This is a genomic window from Corynebacterium guaraldiae (genome assembly GCF_053480195.1).
The window spans coordinates 1-12,299 of sequence record NZ_JBRBAU010000008.1 but is presented as its reverse complement, the minus strand read 5'-3'; the positions used below and the strand labels follow the sequence as shown (position 1 = coordinate 12,299).

Genomic DNA, 12,299 nt, shown 5'->3' with positions numbered 1-12,299 from the left:
TCCTGGTACCCCAAGCCCTTCCCCAGTCTGCCGGGCTACACGAAGTTTTTTGGGGCCTCCGGGAACTTTTTGCAACGCTTCGCGACGCCTTGAAGATCGACAAGGCCCCCGCCACGTTGCGTGGCAGGGGCGTGAGAAGTCGTGGCGCTAAATCGCGCGGCAGATGTGGCTTTAGCCTTAGTGCTTTTCCTTCGGAATACCGTACTGCAGGGACAGGCCGGTAACGGACGTCACGAGCAGGACAGCACCCAGAATGATCATCCAGAAGTAGAGGTAGATGATACCAAGACCCAGCACCGCAATGGAGCCGGTCATGCACAGCGGCCAAATGGAGCTCGGAGAGAAGAAGCCGAGGATACCGGCTCCATCTTCAGTCTCCGCCTCCTCCCAATCTTCCGGCGTAACGTCAACGCGGTTATCGGTGAAGTGGAGGTAGCCGCCCAGCATGATGCAGAGAAGCATGGCAAGGACCATGCCGACGATGCCGACCCACTCGGTGCCGTATAGGTAGCCATCATCCTTGACGTAGTTAACACCAATGATGTAGACGATGAGCGACACGAAGAGGTAGGTCGCAATTGCGTAAAAGACCTTAGATGTTGCACGCATTGTGTATCAGTTCCTTTTCTTATGCCGCAGACGAGGTGTCAACGAAGTTGTCGGCATCGCGGGTATCGCGCAGCGAGTTGAACGGAGTAGTGGTAACTGCGTAAGGCTCTTCACCAATGTGCTCAAGGGCCTCGGCGTTGGTTGCCTGCGGATTCTCCTCACGGAACTTGAGGTACTCGTTAAAGTCCGCGCGGTCAACGGTGCGGATCTCGAAGTTCATCATGGAGTGGTAGGTACCGCACATCTCAGCACAGCGGCCGACGAAGGCGCCCTTTTCCTCAATCTTCTCAACCTGGAAGCGACGCTCCTGGGAGTTCTTCTCCGGGTGTGCGTAGGCATCGCGCTTAAACAGGAACTCCGGAACCCAGAATGCGTGGGAAACGTCACCGGAGGCAAGACGGAACTCAATCGGAGTGTCTACCGGGAGAACCAGAACCGGAACCTCTTCGGTGGTACCGACGGTCTCAATCTTGTTGAAGTTGAGGTAGGAAATGTCGCCCATGGACTTACCGTGAATCGGGTTGGGGTTCGCAGTACCCTCTGGATCCACAGCAGATTCCTCAGCGAGCTTCTGGCGCTCAGTATCGGCGCCATTGTAATTCTCGCCATCAACCTTGTTCTCGGCGTAACCAAACTTCCAGTTCCACTGGAAGGCAGTCACGTCAACGGTGACCTCAGGGTTCTTATCCAAGGCCGTAACCTTCTGCTGTGCCTGAACGGTGAAGAAGAACAGGCCCATAATGATAAGGATCGGAATGATGGTCAAAGCCATCTCCAGCGGCACGTTGTACTGCAGCTGCTTCGGGAACTCGCCCTTGCCAGCCTTCTCAGCCTTCTTCGCGCTCCAACGGAAGATGGCAGTGAGGAAGAGACCCCACATAATAAAGCCGATGATCCATGCAGCAACCCAGACCCAGATCCAGAAGTTGTACATCGAGTGAGCCTCAGGGGTAACACCCTTCGGCCAACCCATACCTAGGAGATTTTCAACGGCCGTCGGCGCTGCGACGTCACAACCTGCCAGAGCTAGACCGCCCAGAGCGATAACGCCCGCCAAGCCTGCCTTACGGCCGAGGTTGCGTTGCTTACGCTGTCCCACGTGTGTTCTGCCTTTCTGTGCACACAAACTTCTCGAATACTCACAGAGCATTCCTACCCAATCAGGATAGAGGATCATGCCTGAATTTCAGACCCTTTCGCTGGACTGATCAGGTGTTAGTTCCGCTCTATAAATAGTGAACGTACGGGATGTTACCGGCCCACCTGCGCAAGGTCACACCAGCTACCCCACCCTCCCCCTTCCGCCTATGACTCAATTCACAAGGCATACTGCTGTGCATCATCCGAAAGTTCGCACCCTAACGGGGAGCGCGGCGCGGGGTTCGCAGATCGCCCAACTCCAGCCGTAAAGTGTGTCGAGGATAGACCTTGATATATAAGGAGAAGCAAGTTTATGTGCGGACTCTGCGCGCTACTCAGCGCCGATCGCAACGCCGCCCAACACGTGGAGGCACTCGAGCAGTCCCTCCAGTGCATGCGCCATCGCGGCCCCGACGCTGCTGGTACTTGGCATGACGATGATGCGGCTTTTGGCTTTAACCGCCTGTCCATCATCGACCTCGAGCACTCCCACCAGCCGCTGCGTTGGGGTCCCGAAGACAACCCGCAGCGCTACGCTCTCACCTTCAACGGCGAGATTTATAACTACGTCGAGCTGCGCGAAGAGCTCATCGCCGCCGGCTACACCTTTAACACCGAGGGCGATGGTGAGCCCATCGTCGTCGGCTACCACCACTGGGGCAAGGACGTAGTAGAGCACCTACGCGGCATGTTTGGTTTCGTCATCTGGGACACCGAAACGCGCACGATGTTTGCCGCTCGAGACCAGTTCGGCATCAAGCCCCTCTATTACGCCACCACGGCTGCCGGCACGGTGTTCGCCTCCGAGATGAAGTGCATCCTCTCGATGGCCAATTCGCTAGGTCTAGATCTCAGCCTTGATAAGCGCGCCATCGAGCACTACACCGACCTGCAGTACGTGCCGGAACCGGAATCCCTCCACGCCAATATTCGCCGCGTCGAGTCGGGTTGCACCGTTACTCTTCGTCCCGGCGAAAAGGTCGTGTCTGAGCGCTACTTCAAGCCTCGCTTCCCTATTCAGCCCGTTAAGCAGGGCGAAGAGCAAAAGCTCTTCGACAAGATTGCACGGGCGTTGGAGGATAGCGTCGAGAAGCACATGCGTGCCGATGTAACCGTAGGTTCCTTCCTGTCCGGCGGCATTGACTCCACTGCCATTGCAGCCTTGGCCAAGCGCCACAATCCGAACCTGCTCACCTTCACTACCGGCTTCGAGCGGGAAGGCTATTCCGAGGTGGATGTCGCCGCCGAGTCTGCCGAGGCAATCGGTGTGGAGCACATCGTCAAAATTGTCTCCCCCGAGGAGTACGCCGACGCCGTCCCGAAGATCATGTGGTACCTGGACAATCCCGTTGCGGATCCTTCCCTCGTGCCGCTGTACTTCGTTGCCCAGGAGGCCCGCAAACACGTCAAGGTGGTACTTTCCGGCGAAGGCGCAGACGAGCTCTTTGGTGGCTACACCATTTATAAGGAACCACTCTCGCTGGCTCCGTTTGAGAAGATTCCTTCCCCACTGCGCCGCGGCTTGGGCAAGCTCTCGCAGGTGCTCCCCGAAGGAATGAAGGGCAAGTCCCTACTCAACCGCGGTTCCATGACCATGGAGGAGCGCTACTACGGAAATGCTCGTTCCTTCAACTTCGAGCAGCTCCAGCGCGTCCTGCCCTGGGCTAAACAGGAATGGGACCACCGCGAGGTGACCGCGCCGATTTATGCGCAGTCTCAGGACTTCGACCCCGTAGCCCGCATGCAGCACCTCGACCTGTTTACGTGGATGCGCGGCGATATCCTGGTCAAGGCCGACAAGATGAACATGGCCAACTCGCTCGAGCTGCGCGTGCCCTTCCTTGACAAGGAAGTGTTTAAGGTCGCGGAGACCATCCCCTATGACCTCAAGATTTCGCACGGCACCACCAAGTACGCGCTGCGCAAGGCCATGGAGCAGATCGTCCCGCCGCACGTGCTGCACCGCAAGAAGCTTGGCTTCCCAGTTCCCATGCGTCACTGGCTGGCCGGCGATGAACTCTACGGTTGGGCCCAAGATCAGATCACGGAGTCCCAGACCGAGGACATCTTCAACAAGAAGGAAGTACTGGAGATGCTCAAGGAACACCGCGACGGAGTATCCGATCACTCGCGCCGCCTGTGGACGGTTCTGTCCTTCATGATCTGGCACGGCATCTTCGTGGAAGAGCGCATCGACCCCAAGATTGAGCAGCGCGATTATCCCGTGAAGCTCTAGAGTCACCCACCCTCTTCTGTCCAACTTCCAGAAGTAGGAAACGGTACCGGGAACCCGGTACCGAGAAGATTGAAGAATAAAAAGCGAAGCCCTCGCCACATGGCGAGGGCTTCGGCATATCGTCTATGTGACTTTAATTGAAGGAGTCACCGCAAGCGCAGGAACCGCCAGCGTTGGGGTTATCGATGGTAAAACCCTGTGCCTCAATGGTGTCGGAGAAATCAATCTTGGCACCGGTGAGGTACGGGATGGACATCTTGTCTACGACGAGGTTAACGCCGCCGATGGTGTCCACCTTGTCACCATCCAGAGTGCGGTCATCGAAGTAGAGCTGGTAGCGCAGGCCAGCGCAGCCACCCGGCTGGACGGCGATGCGCAGCGAGAGATCATCGCGGCCTTCCTGCTCAAGCAAGGACTTTGCCTTGGCAGCAGCGGCCTCGGTCAGGATAACTCCGGTTGCAGACGCGGGAGCGGTCATGGTTTCTCCTCTTATATTTACGGAATTTTCTGGAGCCCACCCTACCCCCTCACAGGAGAGGAAGAAAGGATGCCTCGCAGTCGAACAGTGTCGTGCTCCCTTTCCTCAACGCCGGCTCCCGCGGGCCTATTCCCAGTATGTCCGTGCGACCTTGTACGCTAAACAGCGTGAAACTTCCGTGGCAAAAAGATGACAAGACCTCTTCACCCGCCGAACAAACCCCGGCGCCGGAAGAGCAACCCGCCGCCGAGAAACCGCACCGCAAGGGCTACACGCCGCCGAAGGGCCGGCCCACGCCCAAGCGCGATGCGCAAGAAATCGCCCGCGGCGTCAAGCGCGATCCCCGAGGCATGTCGGATGCACAGCGCTACCAGCACCGTAAGGAGCTCAAGGCTTCCATGTCCAAGGCGGAATGGAAGGAATACAAGCGCAAGGAGCGCCAAGAGTCCCGCGAGCGCAACAAGGTGGCACAGGAGCGCATGGCTGCTGGCGACGAGCGCTATCTGCTCGCCCGCGATAAGGGCGAGGTCCGCCGCTACGTGCGCGATTGGGTAGATTCCCGCCGCTTCATTAACGAGTGGGTCATGCCTTTTGCCATCGTGCTGCTGGTGCTCATGTTCGTCAGCACCCGGGACCCGCGCCTGTCCCAGATCATTTCTATCGGCGCCATGGCGGTCATCGTAGTCTTCGCGGTCGAGGGCTTCTGGCTCGCGCGCAAGTGCAATAACGCCGTACGTCTCAAGTTCCCCGGCACCACCGAGGCCGGTTTTGGCCTAGGCTTCTACGCGTACTCCCGCGCCTCCCAGCCGCGTAAGTGGCGCACCCCGCGCCCGCAGGTGGAGCGCGGAGCCACCGTCTAGACCGGAGGACACATGCCTGAATTCACCGCCGTTCCCCAGCTTCGCCCTTCAACCGCAGCACAACCAAACCGCGTGGCAGAGATTGCGGCGTGGTTGGCGGCAGCCCAGGATTCTCAGCAGGCTAAGCCCCTTCAGCGCCCTCGCGCCATTGTCTTTCTCAGAAATCCCGCTATCGCGGTGGACACGACCGATGCCGGCGCGCTCACGCAACAATCCCCTGCTGATGAGGAACGGTGGCGCGATCACCTCTTCAGCGCTGCGCAGCGCGCAGGGGCAGGCATAGACTTCGTCGAGTGCACCAGCGCAGAGTCCACCAGCCCTGAGCCTGGCGCCTCCTCCGCCGCCATGACCCCTGCGGAGTTCGAATCCTTCATCGATGTGGGCATGGCCACCGCAGATCGCGAGATCGATTCCGGTTCGGATCTACTCATAGCGTCGGCTCGTGGCATCGATGACGCGACCGTCGCCGCAAGCCTTATGGGCCGGATTACCCACACTGAACCGGTGGCCATCGTGGGGACGAATACGCTCGCCAGCGGTATTACGGATGCACAGTGGAAGACACGAGTGAGCATTGTCCGTGATTGCATGTTCCGCGCCCGCAACCTGGAGGGCTGGGAAGTTGTGCAGACCATCGGCACCCCGAGTGTGGCAGCGCTAGTGGGTTTCATCGCCCAAGCCACGGCGCGGCGGACTCCGGTGCTTATCGACGGCCCCCTGGCCGCCACCGCCGCCGTCCTCGCCGAGCGCAGTGCCCCCGGCGTGAAAGGCTGGCTGCGCGCGGGAAGCACGACCCCCGAACCGGCGTATGCCCTCGCTCTCAAGGAGCTCGGGATTGAACCGCTGCTCGATTTGAATCTAAGCGAAGGTTTCCCCCTCGGCGCGCTCGCGGCCCTGCCGCTGGTGCAGCTGGCCGCCGAGCTTGCCTAAGCGAATTGCGCTCTAAGCCTCCACCAGCGTGTGCAGCCAGCCGTGGGTATCCTCAACGGACCCACGCTGGATACCGGTGAGGCGCTCACGCAAAGCCATCGTCGTGGCCCCTGCCTCATCGTTGTTGATGTGGAAATCAGTATCGGTGCCCATGACGTGGCCCACCGGGGTAATGACGGCAGCGGTACCGCAGGCAAAGGCCTCCACCATCGCACCGGAGGCAACGTCGTGCTCCCACTCCTTGTAGGTGATGCGACGCTCTTCGACCTTCAAGCCCATATCTTCGGCCACCTGCAGCAGGGACTTGCGGGTAATGCCCGGCAGCAGCGAGCCCGACAACGCCGGAGTTACCAGGGTCTGTTTGCCCTCTTCGCCGTAGACGAAGGCCAAGTTCATGCCACCCATCTCCTCGATGTAGGTGCGGTCGATGGCGTCCAGCCACACCACCTGGTCGCAGCCCTTCTCCGCTGCCTGCGCCTGAGCGAGCAGGGAGGCCGCGTAGTTGCCGGCAAACTTGGCCGCACCCGTGCCGCCGGGGGCGGCGCGAACAAAGTCGGTGGACAGCCAGACGGACACCGGCTTGATACCACCGGAGAAGTACGCGCCGGCCGGGGAGGCGATGACAACATAGCGGTAGGAGTGCGCCGGGTGCACGCCCAGGGACACATCGGTAGCGATCATGAAGGGGCGGAAGTACAGAGCTGCTTCGCCACCGGCTTCGGGGACCCAGGCCTGGTCGACGTCGACAAGCTGGCGCAGGGACTCAATGAACTCTTCTTCCGGGAGCTGCGGCATAGCCATACGCTCCGCGGAAGCCTGCAGACGCTGCGCGTTCTGCTCCGGGCGGAAAGTGGCGATGCTGCCATCGGGCTGGCGGTAGGCCTTGATGCCCTCGAAGATAGCCTGGCCGTAATGGAAGACGGTGGACGCCGGATCCATACTGAACGGCGCGTAGGGGCGCACCTGCGCGTCGTGCCATCCCTTGTCCTCGGTCCAGTCAATCGTCACCATATGGTCGGTGAAGTACTTACCAAAGCCCGGGTTCGCCAAAATCTCCTGCAGGCGCTCCGGGGAGGTGGGGTTTTCAGTTCGCGTCACGGTGTAATTCAACATGTTTCATAGCGTACTCCCCCAACACCTATAGATATGCAGAAATGCCCTAGCGGCGTAGTCACCCCTTGAGCGCATCGCCCCTGACGCGTCCCACATCATGGACACGGGTAGGGTGTGAGGAGTATCCCATTGTCACTTTTCTCAAGGAGGACATCGTGGCTTCTACCACGTTCGAATTGCCCGCACGCGGCTCTTTCCCCACCGTTGAGCTGGCCAAGAAGGCCCCCAAGCAGGCGGACGCCCTGTTGATCGCAACCTTTGCTGGCGAGGATGGGCTCGAGGTGCCGGGTACCTCCCTGCTCGGCTCCTCGGCGCTGCGCTCAACGTATGAGGCGCTCACCGCAGTGGGGGCGACGGGCAAGGCTGGGGAAATCGTGAAGGTCCCCGCCCCGCAAAAGGCGGGCGCTGCACAGGTCATCGCGTTGGGTTTGGGCGGCGTCGAGGAACTCGACGATGAAGCACTGCGCCGCGCCGCGGGCAGCGCCGCCCGTGCCACCACTGGCGTGGGCACCATCGTGACCACCCTCGCGGACTTCGGTGTGAGCGCCGCCGTCGAAGGCCTCATCCTTGGCGGCTACGCCTACCGCGGCATCCGCTCCACCGAGCTCACTAAGAAGGAACAGCCGGCAACCTTCGTCGTCGTGGCTGATAAGTCCGCCTCCGAGGAGTTCGAGGCCGCTCGCACCGTGGCAGAGTCTGTCTTGTTCACCCGCGACTTGGTGAATACCCCGGCGAACGAGCTCTACCCGGAGTCCTACGCCGCCATCCTTTCCAGCCAGGCCAAGGAGGCCGGGCTTGACGTCGAGGTGCTCGATGAGAAGCAGCTGGCAAAGCAGGGCTTCGGTGGCATCTTGGCTGTGGGCAAGGGCTCGGCCCGCCCGCCGCGCCTGGTGCGCCTGAGCTGGAAGCCCAAGAAGGCCAAGAAGCACGTGGCTCTCGTGGGCAAGGGCATCACCTTCGATACCGGCGGCATTTCCCTGAAGCCGGGCAATGGCATGTGGGACATGATCTCGGACATGGGCGGCTCGGCTGCCATGGCGGCCACCATTATCGCGGCTGCCAAGTTGAAACTGCCGGTTCAGATCACCGCTACCCTGCCGCTGGCTGAGAACATGCCGGGCTCTGGCGCCACCCGCCCGGGCGATGTTATTACCCATTACGGTGGCCTGACCTCCGAGGTGCTCAACACCGACGCCGAGGGCCGCCTCGTGCTTTCCGACGCCATTGCGCGCGCCAGCGAGGACAAGCCCGACTACCTCATCGAGACCGCCACTCTTACTGGTGCACAGATCGTGGCGCTGGGCTCTCGCACCGCGGGTGTTATGGGCTCCGAGGTCTTCCGCGATCGCATCGCCGAAATCGGCCGCGAGGTGGGCGAAAACGCTTGGGCGATGCCGCTGCTGGAGGAGCACGACGAGGAGATTAAGTCCCAGGCCGCGGACATCCGCAACATCAACGCCAAGCGTGAAGGCGGCATGGAGTTTGCTGGCACGTACCTCAAGCAGTTCGTAGGCGAAGGCATCGAGTGGGCGCACATCGATATCGCCGGCCCTTCCTGGAACGGTTCCGCTCCGCGCGGCTACACCCCGAAGCGCGCCACCGGTGTGCCGGTGCGCACCGTGGTGGCAACCCTGCGCGAGATTGCCGAAGCCTAGATCAGAGCGGCTTTGACTAGGCCCGTCGTGTGAGCGGCTTTAGGCCGCTCACACCTCTTCGCCGGCGATGACGTAGTCCTCCTTGTCCGCCAGCGGGAGGACGGTGCCGTCGGACATCGCGCGGTCGGTGACGACCCCGTTATCGTCGACAAGCGCCACCTCGTTGCCGCCCTCACGCAGCCGGCGCAGGCCTTCCTTGAGCATGCGCCGGCCCACCGTGTGCAGGCCGGAAACCTGCGAGAAGTCCAGCGCTAGGCGCTTGCCAGAGAATTGGCGCTCCTCCAGCTCGTGGAGGATGGCTTCCGTAGCGGTGAAATTGATGTGGCCCTGCAGGCGGATGATGGCCGTATCATCATCTTCATCGACGCTGCGCACCGGGTGCACGCCGAAGCGGTTCTCCGTGGACATCAGGTGCAGGCCCATGTCCGAGGAAAGCTCGCGGAAAATCGCGGTGCCGCGCACGCTATTGCCCTGTTCATCGAGGCGCGGCGAGAACGTCGCCACACCAATCTGCCCCGGCAGCGTACCAATGAGCCCGCCGGCCACACCCGACTTAGCGGGGATTCCCACTTCCGCCATCCACCGCCCCGCGCCGTCATACATGCCACACGAACTCATCACTGCCAAGGTCATGCGGCACACATCGGCGTCCAGAATCTTCTCCCCTGTCACCGGCTGGCGCCCACCATTGGCCAAAGTCGCGGTCATGACGGCGAGGTCGCGCACGTCGACCGACAGCGCGCACTGCGAGGTATAGGACAGTACCGCGTCGTGGGCATCGTCCTGAATGATCTCATAAGAACGCAGCATGTGCGCGAGCGAAAGGTTTCGTTCGGCGTGCTCGAGCTCGGAGTCACACAGGCGCTTGTCGACGTCCACCTCGCGCCCCGCCAGCTTTGAAATGAAGGAACGAATCTTCTCCACGCGGTCCTCCACGCTGGAGTCCACACCGTTGATGAGCTGGTTGACCACAATGGCACCAGCGTTGATCATCGGGTTCACTGGGCGGTGATCTTTTGCCAGGGAAAGCTCGTTAAAGGCCTGGCCGGAGGGCTCTAGGCCGACGACTTCACGGACCTCATCGAGCCCCAGCTCCTGCAGCGCCAGCGCGTAGACGAAGGGCTTGGAGATGGACTGGATGGTAAAGCGGTTCTCCGCCTCGCCAGCGCTGTACAGGTGCCCCGTCACAGAGCACAGGGCTACGCCGAGTTGGTCAGGGTTTGCGCTGGCCAGCTCTGGGATATAGTCCGCGACCTCGCCGGAATCGTGGTCGTGAACGCGGTCGAGGATTTTTTGTAGATAAAAAGGAATCGGTGATTTCATCGGCATCCAGCCTATAGAATTACCGCGTATGAAACCTGCACTCATCATCGTTGACGTCCAACATGACTTCTGCCCTGGCGGCGCACTTGCCACCGAAAAAGGCAACGAGGTGGCTGACCGTATCGGCGCCCTTCAGCCCAGCTATGACACCGTCGTGGCTACCCAGGACTGGCACATCGATCCGGGCAGCCACTTTTCCGGATCGCCCGACTTCGTCGATTCCTGGCCAGTGCACTGCGTTGCTGATTCCTTTGGTGCCGCCATGCACGAATCCATCGGCGCCGCCCAAGCCTACTTCCGCAAAGGCGAATACACCGCTGCGTATTCCGGGTTCGAAGGCGCGGCCGATGGTGTGTCATTGGCAGACTGGTTGCGTGAGCACAACATCACCGCCGTGGACATCGTTGGCATCGCCACCGATCACTGCGTGCGGGCCACGGCACTCGACGCAGTTAAGGAAGGCTTCGCCGTCCGCGTTCTGGCACGCTACTGCGCGCCTGTCGATGAGTCCCGTGGCGCCGCCGCGCTTGCCGAGCTCGCGGATGCGGGCGCAACCATCGTGAAGGACTAGTCCTTATTCTGCTGCTGGCGCTGCTCAAAGCGCTCGCGGCGTTCACGTTGCTCTTCCCTCTTGCGCAGGATGCGTTCGCGTTCAATGCGCTCGCGCATGCGCTGCGGATAGCCGGTCTCCTCGACGTCATAGACATCGCATCGAAGCAGCTTGGCTACCGCATCGATCCCTTTCGGCCCGCCGATACGGCGGCGGATGAAGGCGCCGTTCTCATCAACTACGACCACGGACATCTCGTTGACCACGGTTTCCGGCTCAACGAAGGCCTCGATATATGCGCGTCCCTGTGCCCAGGTTTGAAGCTCCCGGGCGTCTTCTGCGCGAATCGTCTCCCCCGGTGCGCGGGGCGGGCGCAGCTGGGACTTAGAGCTGTTGCGGCGGAAGGGGTTGAACATGGCTCTTTAGCCTACCGGAGGCATCCTTGAGCCCCATCGCGCGGAGGATGCCCTAATTCACCCCACCCGTGCGCGCCTTTTATAAACACGCTGTAGAATCGAACACTAGCGTTTCAATAATTCCAACTTTCGAGGAGTCTTAATACTTATGGCACACTCTGTTGTGATGCCCGAACTGGGCGAATCTGTAACCGAAGGCACGATTACCCAGTGGCTGAAGTCCGTCGGCGACACCGTTGAGGTCGACGAGCCTTTGCTCGAGGTCTCCACCGACAAGGTCGACACCGAAATCCCATCCCCGGTCGCCGGCACCATCCTCGAAATCAAGGCAGAGGAAGATGACACCGTAGACGTGGGCGAGGTCATCGCCATCATCGGTGACGAGGGCGAGTCCGCACCGGCTGCTGAGGAGTCGGAGGATTCCTCCGAGAAGGCCGAGGAGACTCCGGACAAGCCTGCTGAAGACGCTGAGTCCGAGGCCCCTGCTGCTTCTGGTGATGCCACCGACGTTGAGATGCCGGAACTCGGTGAGTCCGTCACCGAGGGCACCATCACCCAGTGGCTGAAGTCCGTCGGCGACACCGTCGAGGTCGACGAACCACTCCTCGAGGTCTCCACCGACAAGGTCGACACCGAAATCCCGTCCCCGGTCGCCGGCACCCTCGTTGAAATCCTCGCCGAGGAAGACGACACCGTCGACGTCGGCGCCGTCATCGCCCGCATCGGCGACGGCTCCGCCGCCGCTTCCGAGAAGCCTGCCGCCAAGGAAGAAAAGGCCGAGAAGAAGGAAGAGCCGAAGGCAGAGGAAAAGGCCGAGGAGAAGTCCGAGGCTCCTGCTGCTTCTGGTGATGCCACCGACGTAGAGATGCCGGAACTCGGTGAGTCCGTCACCGAGGGCACCATCACCCAGTGGCTGAAGTCCGTCGGCGACACCGTCGAGGTCGACGAACCACTCCTCGAGGTCTCCACCGACAAGGTCGACACCGAAA

Annotated in this window: 12 protein-coding genes; 6 read left to right on the top strand and 6 right to left on the bottom strand. The window is 61.1% G+C overall.

Features of this window, described 5'->3' with window-relative positions; translation table 11 throughout:
* Positions 1-177: 177 nt before the first annotated feature.
* On the bottom strand, positions 178-609 hold the full coding sequence (gene ctaF, locus ACUY3D_RS07495) for an aa3-type cytochrome oxidase subunit IV (RefSeq protein ID WP_070533361.1): 432 nt from the start codon (positions 607-609) through the stop codon (positions 178-180).
* 19 nt (positions 610-628) lie between these two features.
* Entirely contained in the window at positions 629-1,708 is a 1,080-nt protein-coding gene (gene ctaC, locus ACUY3D_RS07490; RefSeq protein ID WP_070519800.1) for an aa3-type cytochrome oxidase subunit II, read from the bottom strand.
* Positions 1,709-2,062: 354 nt separating this feature from the next.
* Here ctaC and asnB point away from each other — a divergent pair, with 354 nt between their 5' ends.
* On the top strand, positions 2,063-3,985 hold the full coding sequence (gene asnB / locus ACUY3D_RS07485; protein ID WP_144675292.1) for an asparagine synthase (glutamine-hydrolyzing): 1,923 nt from the start codon (positions 2,063-2,065) through the stop codon (positions 3,983-3,985).
* Between the two features lie 133 nt (positions 3,986-4,118).
* Here asnB and ACUY3D_RS07480 read toward each other — a convergent pair whose 3' ends face one another.
* Positions 4,119-4,463: a HesB/IscA family protein gene (locus tag ACUY3D_RS07480; protein WP_070512402.1), complete on the bottom strand. Its 345-nt coding sequence runs from the start codon at positions 4,461-4,463 to the stop codon at positions 4,119-4,121.
* 167 nt (positions 4,464-4,630) lie between these two features.
* On the opposite strand from ACUY3D_RS07480, the gene ACUY3D_RS07475 reads away from it, so the two are divergent.
* Together ACUY3D_RS07475 and ACUY3D_RS07470 are read left to right on the top strand one after the other, a co-directional pair.
* The gene (locus ACUY3D_RS07475; RefSeq protein ID WP_180952020.1) at positions 4,631-5,323 is read left to right on the top strand and encodes a DUF3043 domain-containing protein; all 693 of its coding nucleotides are present in this window, start codon (positions 4,631-4,633) and stop codon (positions 5,321-5,323) included.
* Positions 5,324-5,335: 12 nt separating this feature from the next.
* Entirely contained in the window at positions 5,336-6,253 is a 918-nt protein-coding gene (locus ACUY3D_RS07470; protein ID WP_448240768.1) for a nicotinate-nucleotide--dimethylbenzimidazole phosphoribosyltransferase, read from the top strand.
* A 12-nt stretch (positions 6,254-6,265) separates the two neighbouring features.
* Here ACUY3D_RS07470 and ACUY3D_RS07465 read toward each other — a convergent pair whose 3' ends face one another.
* Positions 6,266-7,366: a branched-chain amino acid aminotransferase gene (locus ACUY3D_RS07465; RefSeq protein ID WP_448240766.1), complete on the bottom strand. Its 1,101-nt coding sequence runs from the start codon at positions 7,364-7,366 to the stop codon at positions 6,266-6,268.
* Positions 7,367-7,521: 155 nt separating this feature from the next.
* On the opposite strand from ACUY3D_RS07465, the gene ACUY3D_RS07460 reads away from it, so the two are divergent.
* Positions 7,522-9,021 carry a leucyl aminopeptidase gene (locus ACUY3D_RS07460; protein WP_448240764.1) on the top strand — a complete coding sequence of 500 codons (1,500 nt, stop codon included), beginning with the start codon at positions 7,522-7,524 and terminating at the stop codon, positions 9,019-9,021.
* Positions 9,022-9,069: 48 nt separating this feature from the next.
* On the opposite strand, the gene ACUY3D_RS07455 is transcribed toward ACUY3D_RS07460, so the two are convergent.
* Positions 9,070-10,344, bottom strand: coding sequence for a glutaminase (locus ACUY3D_RS07455; RefSeq protein ID WP_448240762.1), 1,275 nt, complete (start codon positions 10,342-10,344; stop codon positions 9,070-9,072).
* A gap of 28 nt (positions 10,345-10,372) precedes the next feature.
* On the opposite strand from ACUY3D_RS07455, the gene ACUY3D_RS07450 reads away from it, so the two are divergent.
* Complete coding sequence (locus ACUY3D_RS07450) at positions 10,373-10,915, top strand: isochorismatase family protein (RefSeq protein ID WP_448240761.1); 543 nt, start codon at positions 10,373-10,375, stop codon at positions 10,913-10,915.
* Here the strand turns inward: ACUY3D_RS07450 and ACUY3D_RS07445 are convergent.
* Positions 10,912-11,310, bottom strand: coding sequence for an oxidoreductase (locus ACUY3D_RS07445; protein ID WP_070519782.1), 399 nt, complete (start codon positions 11,308-11,310; stop codon positions 10,912-10,914). The genes ACUY3D_RS07450 and ACUY3D_RS07445 overlap by 4 nt on opposite strands.
* Positions 11,311-11,458: 148 nt before the next feature.
* Between ACUY3D_RS07445 and ACUY3D_RS07440 the strand changes: the two genes are divergently transcribed.
* Positions 11,459-12,299, top strand: an 841-nt coding sequence (locus ACUY3D_RS07440; protein WP_448240759.1) for a biotin/lipoyl-containing protein, incomplete at its 3' end; no start/stop codon positions are given.